The organism is Achromobacter sp. 10T422 (assembly GCF_056394065.1).
Map to the genome: position 1 here is coordinate 617,224 of NZ_JBFTHD010000004.1, position 19,254 is coordinate 636,477.

The 19,254-nt window shown below is 63.1% G+C and carries 13 protein-coding genes; 6 read left to right on the forward strand and 7 right to left on the reverse strand.

Annotated elements, in window-relative coordinates; translation table 11 throughout:
* Positions 1–31 precede the first annotated feature (31 nt).
* From AC1DB0_RS13450 to leuC, 7 genes are all read right to left on the reverse strand, one after another.
* Entirely contained in the window at positions 32–1,126 is a 1,095-nt protein-coding gene (locus tag AC1DB0_RS13450; protein WP_476757050.1) for a TRAP transporter substrate-binding protein, read from the reverse strand.
* 51 nt (positions 1,127–1,177) lie between these two features.
* Positions 1,178–1,987, reverse strand: coding sequence for a tRNA pseudouridine(38-40) synthase TruA (truA, locus tag AC1DB0_RS13455; RefSeq protein ID WP_054422370.1), 810 nt, complete (start codon positions 1,985–1,987; stop codon positions 1,178–1,180).
* Positions 1,988–1,990: 3 nt separating this feature from the next.
* On the reverse strand, positions 1,991–3,970 hold the full coding sequence (locus AC1DB0_RS13460; RefSeq protein ID WP_476757051.1) for a type IV pilus assembly protein FimV: 1,980 nt from the start codon (positions 3,968–3,970) through the stop codon (positions 1,991–1,993).
* A gap of 256 nt (positions 3,971–4,226) precedes the next feature.
* Complete coding sequence (asd, locus tag AC1DB0_RS13465) at positions 4,227–5,357, reverse strand: aspartate-semialdehyde dehydrogenase (RefSeq protein ID WP_054422372.1); 1,131 nt, start codon at positions 5,355–5,357, stop codon at positions 4,227–4,229.
* A 278-nt stretch (positions 5,358–5,635) separates the two neighbouring features.
* On the reverse strand, positions 5,636–6,712 hold the full coding sequence (gene leuB, locus AC1DB0_RS13470) for a 3-isopropylmalate dehydrogenase (RefSeq protein ID WP_054422373.1): 1,077 nt from the start codon (positions 6,710–6,712) through the stop codon (positions 5,636–5,638).
* A gap of 31 nt (positions 6,713–6,743) precedes the next feature.
* On the reverse strand, positions 6,744–7,394 hold the full coding sequence (leuD, locus tag AC1DB0_RS13475) for a 3-isopropylmalate dehydratase small subunit (RefSeq protein WP_476757052.1): 651 nt from the start codon (positions 7,392–7,394) through the stop codon (positions 6,744–6,746).
* A gap of 26 nt (positions 7,395–7,420) precedes the next feature.
* The gene (gene leuC / locus AC1DB0_RS13480) at positions 7,421–8,824 is read right to left on the reverse strand and encodes a 3-isopropylmalate dehydratase large subunit (RefSeq protein ID WP_054422375.1); all 1,404 of its coding nucleotides are present in this window, start codon (positions 8,822–8,824) and stop codon (positions 7,421–7,423) included.
* A gap of 528 nt (positions 8,825–9,352) precedes the next feature.
* Between leuC and AC1DB0_RS13485 the strand changes: the two genes are divergently transcribed.
* From AC1DB0_RS13485 to AC1DB0_RS13510, 6 genes are all read left to right on the forward strand, one after another.
* On the forward strand, positions 9,353–10,855 hold the full coding sequence (locus tag AC1DB0_RS13485) for a TolC family outer membrane protein (RefSeq protein ID WP_054422376.1): 1,503 nt from the start codon (positions 9,353–9,355) through the stop codon (positions 10,853–10,855).
* A 26-nt stretch (positions 10,856–10,881) separates the two neighbouring features.
* Positions 10,882–11,094 carry a hypothetical protein gene (locus tag AC1DB0_RS13490; RefSeq protein WP_476757053.1) on the forward strand — a complete coding sequence of 71 codons (213 nt, stop codon included), beginning with the start codon at positions 10,882–10,884 and terminating at the stop codon, positions 11,092–11,094.
* Positions 11,078–13,243, forward strand: coding sequence for a type I secretion system permease/ATPase (locus AC1DB0_RS13495; protein WP_476758685.1), 2,166 nt, complete (start codon positions 11,078–11,080; stop codon positions 13,241–13,243). The genes AC1DB0_RS13490 and AC1DB0_RS13495 overlap by 17 nt, the downstream gene beginning before the upstream one ends.
* 7 nt (positions 13,244–13,250) lie before the next feature.
* Positions 13,251–14,672 carry an HlyD family type I secretion periplasmic adaptor subunit gene (locus tag AC1DB0_RS13500; RefSeq protein WP_054422378.1) on the forward strand — a complete coding sequence of 474 codons (1,422 nt, stop codon included), beginning with the start codon at positions 13,251–13,253 and terminating at the stop codon, positions 14,670–14,672.
* Positions 14,673–14,690: 18 nt separating this feature from the next.
* Entirely contained in the window at positions 14,691–15,347 is a 657-nt protein-coding gene (locus AC1DB0_RS13505; RefSeq protein WP_054422379.1) for a response regulator transcription factor, read from the forward strand.
* Positions 15,348–15,433: 86 nt separating this feature from the next.
* Positions 15,434–19,254, forward strand: a 3,821-nt coding sequence (locus AC1DB0_RS13510; protein ID WP_476758686.1) for a retention module-containing protein, incomplete at its 3' end; no start/stop codon positions are given.

The window sequence follows — 19,254 nt, forward strand, 5'->3', positions numbered from 1 at the left end:
TCAGTATATCTGCCGCGCGGGCAAGCCGCGTTCAGGCAGCAGGCTGGCCCAAAGTGGCAAGCAGATTGTCGAAACTGCCTTCGGCCACGCGGAACCACGGCACTTCCTTGTCGCGAAAAGCGGTCATGCTGTCGTAGAGCTTTTTGAACATCGGGTCCTTGGCGCTCATCTCTTTATAGGCCGCCATCGATGCCTCGTAGCATGCCTGCAAGACAGGCTTCGGAAACGCCTTCAGTTGCGCGCCTCGGGATACCAGCCGGCGCAACGCATCGGGATTGCCCGCGTCGTACTTGGCGATCATGTTGCCCGTGGCCATTCTGCACGCCAAAGCCAGCGCCGATTGATAGGGCTTGGGCAGCTCATCGTAAGCGTCCTGGTTGACGTATAGCGATAGCTGCAAGGTGCCCGCCCACCAGCCGGGAAAGTAATAGTTCCGGGCCACTTTATAGAGCGCAAGATTTTCGTCGTCGTACGGACCAATCCACGCGACCGCGTCCACCGTGCCCTGCTCTAGCGCCGCATAGCTTTCCGAGACCGGCACGTCGACCGGTGTCGCGCCCAAGCGCGCCAGCACATGGCGCGCGAAGCCGCCGGCCTTGATTTTCAGGCCGCGCAAATCGTCAACGTTTTTGATTTCGCCCCGGAACCAGCCGCCCATTTGCGCGCCGGTATACCCACAGGGAAAGTTCAGGATGTTGTACTTGTCGAACAGCACCCGGGTCAGCGCCAGGCCTTCGCCTTGCAACATCCAGGCATTCATCTGGCGCGTGTTCAGGCCGAACGGCACGCCGGCATCAAAACATAGCGCGGGATCAATATCGAAGTAACGCGTGGATGCCGTGTGGCCGCACTCGACAACGCGATGCTGCACGGCATCGAGCACCTGGCCGGATTCCACAAGATCGCCCGCCGGGAAAATGTCGATGGTGAAGCGGCCGTCCGTGACCTCGGCCACGTAGCGCGCGACGTCCTCGGCGCCCGCCAGCAACGTCGGCGACTCATTGGGAAAGCTGGATGCCAGCCGCCACGCGATTGTGGGCGCATCCTGCGCGTAGACCGGGGCGGCCAGTGCGGCGCTGCCCGCGGCGCCCAGAGCGGCTTGCTTCAAAAACGCGCGGCGTTGCATGGCATTCCTCTCCATCAGGCGCGAGGCCGCGCCATCAATGACAACAGCTTCCTAATAGGTCTGCGTGAACGGCGATAGCAACAGCGATCCGCCATCAAGCTCTTCCAGGCCAAACTCGGCGGGATAATCAATCGCGGACAAATACAGGCCGTCTGGTGAGAACGTCGGCGCGCCTCGTTTGCGGTCACGCCACGACAGCAGTTGCGCCATCCAGTCCACAGCTTCCCTGCCCTGCCCGATCTGCAACAACGCACCCATGATGTTGCGCACCATGTGGTGCAAAAACGCGTTGGCCTTCAGCGTGAACACCAGGAACGGGCCGCGTTCCTCGATGTCCAGCCGATGCATGTGGCGCACTGGATGTTTGGCCTGGCATTGCGACGACCGGAAGCTGGAGAAATCGTGTTCACCCAACAGTGCCTGCGCGGCAGCGCGCATGGCATCAACATCCAGCGGCTGAAAGCACCAGCCGGCCCGCCCCGCCCACAACGCTGGCCGCACGCGGCCTCGCCACACTAAATAAACGTAAGTACGGGCGCGCGCCGAGAAACGGGCATGGAATTCGTCTGACACCAACTGCGCCCACTGCACCGATACGCTGGGCGGCAAAAACGCATTCACGCCCCGCACCCAGGATTCCATGCGCCGGTCCAACTCCGTATCCAGATGAACGACCTGCATCGCGCCATGCACGCCGGTGTCGGTACGCCCCGCGCAAATCGTGGGAACCGCGCCCTTCACCCCACAGAAGCTTGCCAACGCAGACTCCAGCGTGTCCTGCACCGTTTGCCGATGCGGCTGTGTCTGCCAACCCTGCCAAGCGGAGCCGTCGTACGCCAGCCCCAATGCAACTCTAGACATTATTCAAACTCGAGGTCCGCTGACTCGGCGCGGTTCGTCCGTGGGCGGTTCGTCCAGGTCGAGATTGATCGTATCGAGCTTGCGATTCAGCGCTGCCGTGTCCAGCGCCGGCTCGTTATAGGCGTACGTTTCCTCATCATCGTCGTCACGCCGGGCGCCGGCACGGCGCAGCAGCCAGGCAATGGCGAACGCAATCAGCGCCAACACGGCGGTGACGATGACAAGCAAATTGTCGGCAAGCCAACTGGGCATGCCGGAGGTGAGATCTTTGCTGTTTGAGGGCGGAGTGCCCGTGACGGCCTTGTCGGTAGACGACGGGGCGGCAGCGCCGGGAGCGCCTGCTACGCCGGGGGTGCCTGCTGCGCCTGGAGTGCCTGCTGCGCCCGGCGTGCCTGCTGCGCCAGGCGTACCTGCTGCGCTCGGTGCACCTGATGCGCCCGACGTGCCTGCTGCACCCGGTGTTCCTGATGCGCCCGACGTGCCTGCTGCGCCCGGTGCACCTGATGCGCCCGACGTGCCTGCTGCACCCGGCGTGCCTGCTGCGCCCGGCGTGCCTGCTGCGCCCGACGTGCCTGCTGCGCTAGGAGTACCCGCTGCACCCGGTGTTCCTGCTGCACCCGGTGAGCCTGCTGCGGCCGGTGAGCCTGCTGCGGCCGCTGCGCCTGTTGCGCCTGTTGCACCCGGTGTTCCTGCTGCGCCCGGTGTGCCTGCTGCACCCGGTGTGCCTGCTGCACCCGATGTGCCTGCTGCACCCGGCGTACCTGCTGCGCCCGACGTACCTGCTGCGCCCGGCGTGCCTGCTGCACCCGGTGTGCCCGCTGCGCCCGGTGTGCCTGCTGCACCCGGTGTGCCTGCTGCGCCCGGTGTACCTGCTGCGCCCGACGTGCCCGAGGTACCTGCTGCACCCGAAGCACCTGCTGCGCCCGTTGCGCCGGCACCGCCCGACGCTCCCTGCTGCGCAACCGCTTTATTCAACTCGTCCACATTGCTTTGCAGCTGATTGACGCGGCCTTCGACGTCTTTCATCGCGCGCTCGCTCGACGTCCTGGCATCCGCCTGCGCGTCGGCTTGCGCGGACGGGCTGTTCGATGCCTCACCTGAAGACAGGCGCACACGATCCTGCGTGGGCGCAGCACTGGCGACACCGGTGTCGCCCGGGCGGGCGACGGTGCCGGAGGCGGCGTCCTGGCCCTTCACCACCGACGGATTCGCACCGGCGGCCGCGCCAAGACGGGCGCGATACTTGGCGAAGGCTTCGGCGTGTTCATTGAAAATGCGGCGCGCTTCGGCCGGGTCAATCGCGCGCACCGTTGCCGCATCAGGAATTTTCAGCTTCTGTCCCGCGCGCACCAGATTCATATTGCTCTGGATGAACGCCTCGGGATTGGCGCGCCACAGCGCCACCAGCATCTGGTAGACCGAGGCGTTGGGCACCGCGTTGCGTTGTGCGATGGCGAACAGGTTGTCGCCCGATTTGACGTTGACCGAGCCCGTCGTGCCCCCTGCACGCGGGGAGCCGACGGCGGCGGGCGTCACGTCAGCGCCGGTTCCGCGCAATGGCACCAGAATGCTGACCTGCACTTGGCGCTGCCCCGAACTCGAGCTGATATCCAGCAGCAGATCCACCGCGCCGCTTGCCGGCGGTTGAGTGCCACGGATGCGCAAATTCTTGCGCGTGGCGTCCATGCCGTCTTCGACCCGGACAACCATGCTGCCCAACGGCACCGGCGGCTTCAGGCCAGCGCGTTGCCAGGCCGCATCATCCGCCACCGATACTTTCAGCGACGCGACTTCATCCGGCGTCAGTTCCTGCAAGCCCACAACCGCCTGCAACGGCGCACCCGGGACCGACACGACACGCGAATGCCCCACGCGCATGGCCAGCGCCGAACTGCACATGCTCGACCCGATCGCCAAGGCGATCGCCCATTGAAGGGCTTTCAAACGGCGGGCATGCTTCACGTGGCGCGAACGCTGGGTCATAAGCTGGAATTCCGTTCTTGTAGTCGAATTACGGGCTAGAGCCCGTCCGCACCAAATCAGTGAGAACAGGCCTCAATTCACCGGAAAAGTGTAATGGATGACGGGCATTTCACAAACCTGAAAGGCGCATCGGCATTGACTCGCGGGCGCATCCGCCACACCTTTTCACTATCGCTCAAACGTCAAGGGCACCCGAAGGTGCCCTTGCTTCACTTGCTACACGATCAGGCCCCGCCGCGCGGCGCCCGAACCGGCATCAGGCTTCGGCCAGCGCAATGCGCAACATACGGCGCAGCGGTTCGGCGGCGCCCCACAGCAGTTGGTCGCCCACGGTGAAGGCGCCCAGGTACTGCGAGCCCATCGACAGCTTGCGCAGGCGGCCCACCGGAATATCCAGCGTGCCGGTCACGGCCACGGGGGTCAGCGCAGAGACGGTGGCTTCCTTGGTGTTCGGAACCACCTTCGCCCACTGCGTGCCTTGCGCGATCAGCGCTTCGATTTCGTCGATCGGCACATCGCGCTTGAGCTTGATGGTCAGCGCCTGGCTGTGGCAGCGCATGGCGCCGATGCGCACGCACAGGCCGTCGATCGGGGTGGCCGGCGTGCCGAAAGCAGCGCCACGGCCCAGGATCTTGTTGGTTTCGACTTCGGCCTTCCACTCTTCCTTCGACATCCCGTCGCCCAGATCCTTGTCGATCCAGGGAATCAGGTTGCCGCCCAGCGGCACGCCGAAGTGTTCGTGGGGCAGCGCCGGATCTTTCTGCTTGGCCAGCACGCCGCGGTCGATCGCCAGGATGGCCGACGCGGGGTCGTCCAGCAACGGCTTGACGGCTTGGTTGATCTCGCCGAACTGGGTCAGCAGTTCGCGCATGTGTTGCGCGCCGCCGCCGGATGCGGCCTGGTACGTCATGGAGGTCATCCATTCCACCAGGTCGTTGTTGAACAGGCCGGCCAGACCCATCAGCATGCAGCTGACCGTGCAGTTGCCGCCGATGAAATTGCGCACGCCGCGCTTGAGCGCTGCGTCGATGACCGGGCGGTTGACCGGGTCCAGAACGATGATGGCGTCGTCAGCCATGCGCAGGGTGCTGGCCGCATCAATCCAGATGCCGTTCCAGCCCGCGCCGCGCAGCTTCGGGTAAACCTCGGACGTGTAGTCGCCGCCTTGTGCCGTCAGAATGATCGGCAGTTTTTTCAGAGCATCAATATCGTAGGCATTTTGCAACGGGCCCGCGCCTTCGGCCCACGTGGGCGCAGCGCCGCCAGCATTGCTGGTGGAAAAGAACACCGGTTCGATCAGTGCGAAGTCGTTCTCGTCGCGCATGCGTTGCATGAGCACCGAGCCGACCATTCCGCGCCAGCCGACAAGGCCTACTGCTTGATTCATTTCAATCGCTCTATAAAGGTGGAGACAAGGTCCGGGTAGAAAAAAACGTGCAATTCAACAATTTATCAGAATGCACGGGGAGATGTTGCGGCGCAGCTAGAAAAAATCGGGGCCACAAGACAAGGCATGCCCTTTCGCGGCGCCTTCACAACAGGGCCGCATCGGGTCAATGGCAAGCCCACCGGCGGCTCAGAGCTGGGTCGCAAAAAGGGCCGCCTTGCGGGCGGCCCTTCAAAATCTTGGGGCTGCGCCGCAAGGGCGCGCCCCTTGCTTGACGATCAGGCCAGTGCTTTCAGCACTGCGTCGCCCATGCCCGCCGTGCTGACTTTCGTCGTGCCCGGTTCGAAGATGTCGGCGGTGCGCAGGCCGTCGGCCAGCACGCGGCGCACGGCGGCTTCGATACGGTCAGCCTGGGGCGCCAGGTTCAGCGAGTAACGCAGCAGCATGGCGGCCGACAGAATCGTCGCCAACGGATTGGCGATGCCTTGGCCGGCGATGTCCGGAGCCGAACCGTGGCTGGGTTCGTACAAGCCCTGGCCGCTGGCATTCAGCGATGCCGACGGCAGCATGCCGATCGAGCCCGTCAGCATGGCCGCTTCGTCCGACAGGATGTCGCCGAACAGGTTGCCCGTGACGATGACGTCAAACTGGCGCGGGTTGCGCACCAGTTGCATGGCGGCGTTGTCGACGTACATGTGCGACAGCTCGACGTCCGGATATTCACGCGCCACTTCAATGACGATATCGCGCCAGAACTGCGACGTTTCCAGCACGTTGGCCTTATCCACGCTGCACAGCTTCTTGTTGCGCTTGCGGGCCGATTCGAAGCCGATGCGCGCGATGCGGCGCACTTCGGTTTCGGCGTAGCGCATCGTGTCGTAGCCTTCGCGTTCGCCCGTGAAGGCGCCGTCCGGCGACGAGCGCACACCGCGCGGCGTGCCGAAGTAAATGTCGCCGGTCAGTTCGCGGATGATCAGGATGTCCAGGCCGGACACGATCTCGGGCTTGAGCGACGAGGCGCTGGCAAGCTCGGGATACAGAATGGCCGGACGCAGGTTCGCAAACAGGCCCAGCGCCTTGCGCAGGCCCAGAATGGCTTGTTCCGGACGGAATTCACGCGGCAGGCTGTCGTACTTCCAGTCGCCGACGGCGCCAAACAGAATGGCGTCCGATTCCTTGGCCAGGTTCAGCGTGGCCGGCGGCAGCGGGTGTTCGAACTGGTCGAACGCGGCGCCGCCCACGGGAGCCTGCTTGATGTCGAAGGAAACGTCCAGCGCCTTCAGGACGCGCACGGCCTGCTCAACGATTTCCGGGCCGATGCCGTCACCCGGCAAGACTGCAATGTTGTGAGTCATTTAAGAAGCGATCCTGTGATCAGAATAGGGTTCAGGCGATGGGACGGCTTTCCAGCCAGGGATGGCGGGCCAGGCGTTCGGCTTCAAAGGCGCGGATCTTGTCGGCATGACGCAAGGTCAGGCCGATATCGTCAAAGCCATTGAGCAGGCAGTACTTGCGGAAGGGTTCGATATCGAAGCCCATCGCGCGGCCGTCCGGGGCGATCACAACCTGGCGGTCCAGGTCGATGTTCAGCTTGAAGTTCGGGAAGGCTTTGACCTCATCGAACAGGCGCGCCACTTCCAATTCAGACAGCACGATCGGCAGCAAGCCGTTCTTGAAGCTGTTGTTGAAGAAGATGTCGGCGTACGACGGCGCAATGATGGCGCGAAAGCCAAACTGCGTCAGCGCCCAGGGCGCGTGTTCACGGCTGGAACCGCAGCCAAAGTTCTTGCGGGCCAGCAGCACCGAAGCGCCCTGGTAACGCGGCTGGTTCAGCACGAAATCCGGATTCAGCGGACGCTTGCTGTTGTCCATGCCGGGTTCGCCGTGGTCCAGATAACGCAGCTCGTCAAAGAGGTTGGGCCCGAAACCCGTGCGCTGGATGGACTTGAGAAACTGCTTGGGGATGATGAGGTCCGTGTCGACGTTTTCGCGATCGAGCGGAGCCACCAGGCCTTCGTGAGTGGTAAATGCTTGCATGATGTCGGTACTCGGTGCTGTATCGCTTAACGGAACGTGCGGACGTCGACGAAGTGGCCGGCCACGGCGGCGGCGGCGGCCATCGCGGGGCTGACCAGGTGCGTGCGGCCGCCCTGGCCTTGGCGGCCTTCGAAGTTGCGGTTCGACGTGGATGCGCAACGCTCGCCCGGTTCAAGGCGGTCGGCGTTCATGGCCAGGCACATCGAGCAGCCCGGTTCGCGCCACTCAAAGCCGGCTTCAATGAAAATCTTGTCCAGCCCTTCGCGTTCGGCCTGCTGTTTGACCAGGCCCGAACCCGGCACCACCATCGCCTGGCGCACATTGGACGCGACGCGCTTGCCGCGGGCCACGACGGCCGCGGCGCGCAAGTCTTCAATACGCGAATTGGTGCACGAGCCGATGAACACGCGGTCCACGCGGATATCGGTAAGCGGCGTGTTGGGCTTCAAGCCCATGTATTCCAGCGCGCGCTCCATGCCGCTGCGGCGCACATCGTCTTTTTCACGATCGGGGTCCGGCACGCGGGAGTCCACCGGCAATACCATTTCGGGCGACGTGCCCCAGGTGACTTGCGGCTTGATGTCGCGCGCATTGACTTCCACCACGGTGTCGAACTTGGCGCCTTCGTCGGTGTGCAGCGTGCGCCAGTACTTGACGGCCTGATCCCAGACCACGCCGTGGGGCGCAAACGGACGGCCGCGGAAATACTCGACCGTCTTGTCGTCCACCGCGACCATGCCCGAACGGGCGCCCGCTTCGATGGCCATGTTGCAGACCGTCATGCGGCCTTCCACGGACAGCGCGCGGATCGTGCTGCCGGCGAATTCGATGGCGTGGCCCGTACCGCCCGCCGTACCGATGATGCCGATGATGTGGAGCACCACATCCTTGGCCGTACAGCCGAAGGGCAATTCGCCTTCAACCTTGATCAGCATGCTCTTGGCTTTTTTCATCAAGAGCGTTTGCGTAGCCAGCACGTGCTCGACTTCGGACGTGCCAATACCGAAAGCCAACGCGCCCAGCGCTCCGTGCGTGCTGGTGTGCGAGTCACCACAGACGACCGTCATGCCGGGCAGCGTTGCGCCCTGCTCCGGCCCGATCACGTGCACGATGCCCTGGCGCAAGTCATTCATGCGGAATTCGGTAATGCCGTACTTATCGCAATTGGTGTCCAGCGTATCGACTTGCAGGCGGGAGACCGGGTCATCAATACCCTGGGCGCGATTGATCGTCGGCACGTTGTGGTCCGCCACCGCCAGGTTGGCGCCCGTGCGCCACGGCTTGCGGCCGGCAATGGCCAAGCCCTCGAACGCCTGCGGGCTGGTCACTTCGTGCAGCAGGTGGCGATCGATATAGAGCAGACAGGTGCCGTCTGATTCCTGGTGGACGATGTGGGCGTCCCAGAGTTTGTCGTAAAGGGTTTGGGCCATGGATGCGCTCTGCAAATAGACAATCCGGCTCGTGCCTCACGCGGTTGAAAAGCAAGTCGCTCCCGCGCCGGCCACTGCGGCATGGAGGAATTATGCACACGGTCTGAACCTAGTACAACCACACCATAGATACTAGTACCACCACTACCATGATGGGCGCAAAACGGACGCTATCCGCCTCACTCCGCACCCTTCCTGAAAAGTTGGGGAAGAGGTTGTGGAAAATTAATCACATAGAAAAACTTTGTTAAGGAAAATAGATTCAGAATTATCTAGCCGATATAATCCAGTTTCACTACGGTTGCGTCTTTTTCGAAATAATGCGAAATAAAACGTATTAATCAAGCTGAGAATTTCAGCTACTGTGAAGTTCGTGCAAATTCAGGAAATTTAAGTGATGTTGCGCGACGAAACGTTTTGGCCAGTCGTATCTGCCTGCCACGATTTAACAAATCTTGACTCGGAAGATATGACATTTTCATACAAGATGTCGGCCACTCAATCTAAACCTACTCGCGAATAATCACTATGGCTTCGTTTTTGCTTAAGAGCACGACTTCGATCCTTGCCCTGGCCTTTGTTCCCGCAGCATTTGCACAGTCCGCAGCGCCCGCCGCCGCAACCGGCGCCCCGTCCGCAGTGACGCTGAACCAGATCGTTGAACAGACGCTGCTCAGCAATCCCGAAATCCAAGCCAAGTACCACGACTTCCAAGCGTCGCTGGAAGGCCAATCGGTCGCCCGCGCCGCGTACTTTCCGCAGATCAATGCCCAGGGCTACCTGGGCCGCGAATATCGCAGCAACGTGCCGGCCGTGGGCTCGCAGAACTGGAGCCGCCCGGGCTACAACGTTGAACTGCGCCAGCTGATTTTTGACGGCTTCCGTACCAACAACGACGTCAAGCAAGCGGGTTTCGACAAGCTCGCACGCTTCTATGACGTGCTGGCCACCAGCGACAGCACGGCGTTTTCGGCCGTGCAGGCCTATATCGACCTGCAACGCTATCGCGATATGGAGCTGCTGGCCCGCCAGAACTATTCCTTGCACGAAGAAACGCTCAAGCAGATTGGCGAGCGCACCGAATCGGGCGTTGGCCGCCGGGTCGACCTGGAACAGGCTGGCGGCCGTTTGTCGCTGGCTCAGACCAACCTGATGACGGAAACCGCCAACCTGCTGGACGTACAGCAACGTTTCCAGCGCGTCACTGGCGCCTTCCCGCCCGAAGCCATGCAGCCGCCGCCCGACATTGGCGACAAGCTTCCTGTGAAACCGGGCGACTTCAATGAGTCGCTGCGCCGCAACCCCAGCTTCCTGTCCAAGCAAGCCGGCCTGCAAGCCGCGCAAGCGGGCGTGGCCTCGTCCAAGGGCGCGTTCTCGCCGAAGTTTGAATTTGTGGCTTCCACGGGCCGCGACCAGAACGACCCCACCCCGCAAACCCGCGATATCCAGAGCTCCAGCGTGCAAGTCGTGATGAGCTACAACCTGTACCGCGGCGGCGCCGATTCGGCTCGCGTCCGCCAGACGGCCGCGCAGTCGTACGCCGCACGCGACATCCGCGACTACACCTGCCGCAATGTGCAGCAGGACTTGGCCGTGGCTTGGAATAACGTCCAGAGCCTGAGCCAGAAGCTGCCGTTCCTGCGTGACCACGAAGTGGCCACCACAAAAGTCCGTGACGCGTATCGCCAACAATTCCAGATTGGCCAACGTTCGCTGCTGGACTTGCTGGACACCGAAAACGAGTTGTTTGAGTCACGCCGCGCATTGACCAACGGCCTGTATGACCTCAAGCTTGCGCAATACCGCTGGCTGGCGCTGTCGCATGCTCTGCTGCCTGCGCTGTCGCTGCAACCCGCGCGCAATGAGATGCCCGAGGAAAACGGCAAGCTGGAAGTCTCCGACGAAGTGATCAAGCTTTGCAATTCGACGGTTCCCGACGCTGCCCGCTTGGCGCCCGTGCGCGTGCAATACAACGAAGGCACGCTGCCGCCCACGCTCGTGCCGCTGAACGCACCCAACGCCAAGCCCTGACCGGCGTTGGGTCGCAAGGAGGCCATATGCCCCCCCAGGGCAAAGAATTTTCGCAGCTGGACGCGGACTTTGTCCGCGTCCTGGAAGACTTGATCGACGCCTTGATCGCCAATGGCACCTTGCGCATGACGGACCTGCCTATCCAGGCCCAGCAAAAACTTTCACAGCGCAAGCAGCAACGCGCGCGCCTGTCCGAACACCTCGACCTCTTGGATGACGAAGATGGACAAGTTATCTGAAAAGGCCGCTCGGGAATGGCGTGCCGATGCCCGCGCGGCGCACGAMGACCCGCTGCTGGACTGCCTGGTTGAAATCACGCGCCTGCACGGCGTGACCGCCACGGCGCAAGCGCTGTCTTCTGGTTTACCGCTGGAAGAGCACCGGCTGACCCCTGCCCTGCTGCCTCGCGCCGCTGCGCGCGCGCAACTTTCCGCGCGCGTCGTCAAACGCACGCTGGACAGCATTTCTCAAGACCTGTTGCCCGCCATTCTGCTGCTGCAAGGCGAACGCGCCTGCCTGCTGCTCAAGAAAGAAGACGGCAAATACATCGTCAGCCATCCTGAACTGGGCGGCAGCTCTGTCGAGATGACGCCCGAAGCGTTGGCCGCGCAGTACACCGGCCTGGTGTGCTTTGTGCGCCCGCAGTTCCGCTTTGACGCGCGAGCGCCGGAAGTCGCCAAGGTGCGCGAGCGCCATTGGTTCTGGGCCGCCATCATGGAAAACCGGCGCCTGTACCGCGACGCGCTGATCGCCGCCCTGCTGATCAACATCTTCGCCATGGCGATGCCGTTGTTCACCATGAACGTGTACGACCGCGTCGTGCCCAACAACGCCGTCGAGACGCTGTGGGTGCTGGCCATCGGCATTACGCTGGTCGTGATCTTCAACATGATTTTGTCCACGGCGCGCTCGCATGTGGTGGACAGCGCCAGCAAACGGGTCGATGTGCGCCTGTCTGCGCAGATCATGGAACGCGTGCTGGACTTGCGCCTGGAGGGCCGGCCGGTATCGGTGGGTTCCTTCGCGGCCAACCTGCGTTCGTTCGAATCCATCCGCGACTTCATCGCGTCAGCCACCATCACCACGCTGGTCGATCTGCCTTTCATCGTGCTGTTCCTGGCCGCCTTGGCCTGGATCTCGCCATGGATGATTCTGCCGCCGCTCGTGGCAATCGTGCTGATTCTGCTGGTGTCGCTTGCCGCGCAGGCGCGCATGGAAGCGCTGACGATGGCGTCTTTCCAAGCCAGCTCGCAACGCAACGCCACGCTGGTGGAAGCGCTGACCGGCCTGGAAGCCGTGAAGACGCTCAACGCCCAGGGCGCCATCCAGCGCAACTGGGAACGCGCTACCGAATTCATCGCGCAAACGGGCGGCAAGCTCAAGCTGATTTCGTCGTCAACGGTCGGCTTCGTGCAGGCAATTCAACAACTGGTGTCGATCGCCGTCGTGATCATCGGCGTGTACCAGGCACAGGAATCGGCCATGTCCATGGGCGGCATCATCGCCGCATCCATGATTGCCGGCCGCTGCCTGGCGCCGCTGGGCCAGGTGGCCGGCCTGCTGATGCAATATCAAAATGCCCGCACCTCGCTGGGTTCCATCGACAACTACATGAAGCTGCCGATCGAACGCCCCGCCGAATCCGAGTTCCTGCATCGCCCGGTGTTCCACGGCGGCCTGGAATTCCGCGACGTCACGTTCTCGTATCCCGGCAGCACGCAGCCGGTGCTGAAGAAGGTGTCGTTCAAGCTCAAGCCCGGTGAAAAGGTCGGCATCATCGGCCGCATCGGTTCGGGCAAGACCACGCTGGAAAAGCTGGCGCTGGCGCTGTATCAGCCCACCGAAGGCGCCGTGCTGCTCGATGGCGTGGACGTCCGCCAGATCGACCCGGCCGACGTGCGCCGCGCGATCGGCCACGTGCCGCAAGACCCGACGCTGTTCTACGGCAGCCTGAAGCACAACCTGGCCATGGGCGCGCCCTATGCCGACGACGCCAGCATTTTGGCGGCCGCCAATCTGGCCGGCGTCACCGACTTCGCCAACCTGCACCCCAACGGGTTCGACATGATCATTGGCGAACGCGGTGAATCGTTGTCAGGCGGCCAACGGCAATCCGTTGCCGTGGCCCGCGCCCTGATCAACGATCCTCCCATCCTGCTGCTGGACGAACCCAGCAGCAACATGGACCACCAAAGCGAAGCCCAACTGCGCAAGCGGCTGGGCGAGGCCAGCGCGACCAAGACGATTCTTCTGGTCACGCACCGGACCGCGTTGCTGGACCTGGTCGACCGCCTGATCGTGATCGACAACGGTCACATCGTGGCCGACGGTCCCAAGGAGCAAGTTGTGGAAGCACTGCGTCAGGGACGCGTTGGACGCGGGAGTTAAGGGCGCCATGCAGACAAATCCTGGAGAGACCAAGCACGGCCTATTGGGCGGCTTGTGGCGCAAATTGCGCAACGTCTTCGTATTCTTTTTCGACCGGCTGCTGGATGGCACGGAAAAAGGCAAAGTCGAAAAGCGGTCTGACTATGTCGGCAATGCCGAATGGGTGATTCACGAATCGCAGGCCCGCAGTTCGCGTGTGCTGCTGTGGGTGGCCTTGCTGGCCACGGCGCTCCTGCTTGTCTGGGCAGCGACCGGCAGCATTGACGAGGTGGTGCGCGGCGAAGGCAAGGTTGTGCCGTCGCGTCAGGTGCAGATCATCCAGAGCCTGGATGGCGGCATCGTCGAAGAAATTCTGGTTCGTCCGGGTCAGGAAGTGCAAGCCGGCCAGACGCTACTGAAGATCGACTCCACACGTTTTGCGTCCTCGTTGGGCGAGAACAATGCGGAATACCTGTCCTTGCTGGCCAAGTCGGCCCGTCTGGAAGCGCTGGCCACTGGCGAGCCCTTCGTGGCCCCGGAAGAAGTGCTGAAGCAGGCGCCCGGTCTGGCCGAAATGGAGCGCAACGCGTGGCAAGCGCGCAATACCGAATTGAACGCCACGGTCAACGTCGCCCGCGAACAGCTCAAGCAGCGCCAGGAAGACCTGCGCGAAACGATCGCCAAGCGCGACCAGGCATCGGCCAGCTGCGGCCTGACCTCGCGCGAACTTCAGGTGACGCGTCCCCTGCTGAAAAGCGGCGCCGTGTCCGAAGTGGATCTGCTGCGCTTGCAACGCGACGTGGCCCGCTACTGCGGTGAACAGAAAGGCGCCGAGGCGCAGATCGACCGCTTCCAGGCGTCGATCAAGGAAGCGCAAAGCAAGCTCGAAGAGTCTGAGCTGAACATCCGCAACCAGGCTCGCAGCGAACTTTCCGAAACCAACACCAAGCTGTCCACCCTGCGCCAAGGCAAGCTGGCGCTGGCCGACCGCGTGAAGCTGGCTGAAGTGCGCGCCCCGCTGGCCGGCACCATCAAGACGCTGTTCAACAACACCGTGGGCGGCGTGGTGCAGCCGGGCAAGGACATCATCGAGATCGTGCCCAAGGACGACACGCTGCTGCTGGAAGTGCGTATCCAGCCGCGCGACATCGGTTTCCTGCACGCCGACCAGAAGGCCGAAGTGAAATTCACCGCCTACGACTTCGCCATCTACGGCGGCCTGGAAGGCAAGGTCGAACAGATCGGCGCAGACACGGTCACCGACGAGAAAGGCAATTCGTATTACGTGGTGCGCGTCCGCACGGACCGCAGCACCGTGGGGGACAAGCTCTTGCCCATCATCCCCGGGATGGTGGCCGAGGTTCATATCCTGACGGGCAAACGCACTGTGCTGCAGTACCTGCTCAAACCGATCTTGCGTGCCAAGGCTAACGCCTTTACCGAACGTTAAGGAGAGCTGGAAGGCTTTATGAAACCTGTTCCCGTCCTGTTGATTACGCACGACGACCTGCTGTGGCAGCATTGGCGCGCGCTGGATTCCACGCGCTGGCTGGCTGCCCGCGGGCGGGGTCTGGCTGACCTGCAACGCTGGCGCGAGCAAGGCCGCGCTGTAGCGGTGCTGGATACCGACGTGCCGCGCCTGCCGTCATGGCAAGACCCGATCTGGTCCTCGTCCCTGGCCGGCTTGCATGTGGTTGTGGCCAGCCCCAGCCCGAATGACGAGCAAGGCACCCAGGCGCTAGGCGCGGGCGCCCACGGCTATTGCCATAGCTATGCCTCGGCCGCCGCCTTGTCGCAGGCGCTGGAAGTGGTGGCGTCGGGCGGCATCTGGATGGGCCGGTCGCTGGTGACGCGCCTGCTCAAACTGATGACCGAACGCGCCCAGGATGCCCATTCCTGGGACAACGGCCTGCTTACCGAACGCGAAGTCACCGTTGCCCGCTACGCCGCCAGCGGCCAGTCCAACGCCCAGATCGCTGAAGCCCTGGGCATCACTGAGCGCACGGTCAAGGCCCATCTGTCTGCCGTTTTCGACAAGCTCAAGGTCGCGGACCGCCTGCAGCTCGCCCTGCTCGTCCATGGCATTTCCGCACCCGCAGACTCACGGAGCAAAATTACCTCTTGATATTGTCCTTGAGGACAATATGCCTCCCTTTGGGGCAAACCCTAGTATTTGGCCATCTTTGGATAACTCCCTGAAACGGAACCCACATGGCCACCTTTACCCCCGCCGCAGTTGTCAATGAAATTTCCGGCCGCGCGTGGATACGCAATAGCGACGGCTCGCTGACTGAACTGCATCAAGGCAGCAAAGTCCCTGCCGGCAGTGACATCGTCACGGCCTCGGGCGCCACGGTTTCCCTTCAGGTTGAAAACGGCATGCCGATCGTGATCGGTGAAAGCCGCGAGGTCGCCATCAACGAGGACCTCACCGGCCCGCTGGCCGATCCGAGCGAAGCGGCCATCACGCCGCCCACCGGCACCGATTCCGACCGCCTGCTGGCTGCGCTGCAAGCCGGGCGCGACCCCTTCGACGAACTGGACCCCACCGCCGCCATCGTGGCCGGCGGCGGCGATGCCGGCGGCAGCAGCTTCGTGCGCCTGGCCCGCATCCTGGAAACCACGACTCCGCTGGACCTGGCCTATCCCAACCCCAGCCGCGGCGACGACACCCTGCCCCGCGCCTCGGCGGCGGGCGCCACCGGCGACAACACCGACGATACGACCGCGCCGGCCGCGACCAACACCGCGCCGTCCGCCCTGAACGACGTCAGCAGCGGCGACCAGAATGCCATCCAGCGCGGCAACCTGCTCACCAACGACGCCGACCCCGATGGCGATCCCCTGGCGATCGTCTCCGTCAGCGGCCGCCCCATGACCGCCGGCGGCGTTACCGTCACCGGCACCAATGGCGGCACGTTCACCGTCTTGCCTGACGGCAGCTACACGTTCACGCCCGGCACGGGCTTTCAGAACCTGCCGGCCGGCCAAACCGCCACCACCACGATTTCCTACACCGTCACCGATCCCAGCGGCGCGACGTCTACCGCCACGGTCGAAGTCACGATCGTCGGCGTGAACGACCCCGCCCAGATCACCCCCGCCAACGCGGGCGATGACGCCGGTACAGTCAAGGAAGACACCACCTTCACTGCAAACGGCAAGCTCAACGTCACCGACGTGGACGACGGCGAAGCCCGCTTCGTCGTGCAATCCGGCCAGGCTGGCCAGCACGGCACATTCTCGATCGACGCCAGCGGCGCGTGGGTCTACAACCTGAACAACAACGACGCCCGCGTGCAAGCGCTGGCCGTCGGCGAAACGCTGACCGAGACCTTCACCGTCACCACGGCAGACGGCACCACCGGCACGGTCACCGTCACCATCCAAGGCACGAACGACGTGCCCACGCTCAGCGGCCAAGCCGCCGGCGCCGTCACCGAAGAAACCACCCTCGCCGCCACCGGCAAGCTTGATGTGGCTGACGTCGATACGTCCGACACGCACACGTGGTCAATCAACAACAATGGCGCCGGCCAGTACGGCGCGCTGACCATTGCCGCCGACGGCACCTGGACCTACAACCTGACCAACACCAACCCTGCCGTGCAAGCGCTGGGCGCAGGCGAGTCGCTGACCGAAACCTTCACCGTCACGGTCAACGACGGCCACGGCGGCGCGACCACGCAAGCCGTCACGATCACCATCAACGGCACCAATGACGTGCCCGTCGTCAGCGGTGAAGCCTCGGGCTCCGTCAAAGAAGACGGCTCTCTGACGGTGAGCGGCCAACTGGGCCAGACCGACGTAGACACGAACGACACGCACACGTGGACGGTCAACAACGGCGGCAACGGCGACCACGGCAACTTCTCGGTCGACAGCACCGGCAAGTGGACCTACAACCTGAACAATGCTGATCCCAAGGTGCAAGCACTGGGCGTCGGCGAATCGCTGACCGAGACGTTCACCGTCACCGTCGACGACGGCCACGGCGGCGTGACCACGCAAGCCGTCACGGTCACCATCAACGGCACCAACGACGCGCCGGTCATCAGCGGCCAGACCAACGGTTCCGTCACTGACGGCAGCACCACCAACGTCACCGGCCAACTGACCCAGACCGACGTCGACGCAAACGACACGCACACCTGGACGGTCAACAACGGCGGCAAGGGCGACTTTGGCAGCTTCACGGTCGACAACACCGGCAAGTGGTCCTACAACCTGGACGACAGCAACACCACCGTCAAGGGCCTGAAGAGCGGCGAATCGATCACTGAGACCTTCACCGTCACGGTCGACGACGGCCACGGCGGCGTCACGACGCAACAAGTCACGGTCACGATCAACGGCACGGATGACGGCGCCGTTATCACCCCGGGCATCCCGGGCGCAGACCAAGGCACCGTCACCGAAGATGTGGCTCTGACCGTCGGCGGCAAGTTGAACGTCGCCGACCCGGACGCCGGCCAAGCTGTGTTCCAGGTTCAGTCCGGCACCCCCGCCGCACACGGCACATTCTCGATCGATGCGGACGGCAAGTGGACGTATAACCTGAACAATGGCGACGCCGCCGTTCAAGGTTTGGGCGCGGGCAAGACGCTGACCGAGACGATTACGGTCACAACGGCGGATGGCACGACGGGCCAGGTCGTGGTCACGATCGTCGGTACGAATGATGTTCCGGTTCTGACCGGCAAGGCTGACGGTGCAGTCACGGAAGACGGCACACTGGTTGCTACCGGCAAGATCGATGCCGCTGACATTGACACGACCGATACCCATACCTGGACCGTCAACAACGACGGCAAGGGTACGTATGGCTCGTTCTCGGTCGATGGGTCGGGCAACTGGACGTACAACCTCGACAACGCCAACAAGGCTGTTCAGGGTCTGAAGTCCGGCGAGACCTTTACCGAAACGTTCACCGTGACCGTCAACGACGGCAACGGCGGAATCGTCGACAAGCAAGTTACGGTCACCATCAACGGCACCGATGACGGCGCCATCATCAACCCGGCTCAACCGGGCGATGACAAGGGCTCGGTCACCGAAGACGGGACGCTCACGACAGGCGGCAAGCTCGAAGTGACCGACCCGGATGCGGGCCAGGCGGTCTTCCAAACGCAGACCAATGCCGCCGGTCAGCACGGCACGTTCTCCATCGACGCCGATGGCAAGTGGACGTATAACCTGACCAACGACGACCCGGCCGTTCAGGGCTTGGGCGCGGGCAAGACGCTGACCGAGACCTTTACCGTTACGACGGCGGATGGCACCACAGGCCAGGTCGTGGTCACCATCGTCGGTACGAATGATGTTCCGGTTCTGACCGGCAAGGCCGATGGCGCTGTCACCGAAGACGGCACCTTGGTTGCCACCGGCAAGATCGACGTCGCTGACATTGACACGACCGATACCCATACCTGGACCGTCAACAACGACGGCAAGGGTGCTTATGGTTCGTTCTCGGTCGATGGCTCCGGCAACTGGACCTACAACCTGGACAACGCCAACAAGGCTGTTCAGGGCCTGAAGTCCGGCGAGACCTTTACCGAAACCTTCACCGTGACCGTCAACGACGGCAACGGCGGAATCGTCGACAAGCAAGTCACGGTCACCATCAACGGCACCGACGACGGCGCGACCATCAATCCGGCTCAACCCGGCGATGACAAGGGTTCGGTCACCGAAGACGGTACGCTCACGACCGGCGGCAAGCTGGAAGTTACTGATCCGGACGCTGGCCAGGCGGTCTTCCAAACGCAGACCAATGCTGCCGGCCAGCACGGCACGTTCTCCATCGACGCCGATGGCAAGTGGAACTACACCCTGACCAATAACGACCCGGCTGTTCAAGGCTTGGGCGCGGGCAAGACCCTGACCGAGACGTTCACCGTTACGACAGCTGACGGCACGACCGGTCAGGTGGTTGTCACGATCGTTGGCACCAACGACACTCCGGTGTTGACCGGTAAGGCTGACGGCGCGGTCACCGAAGACGGCACGCTGGTTGCCACCGGCAAGAT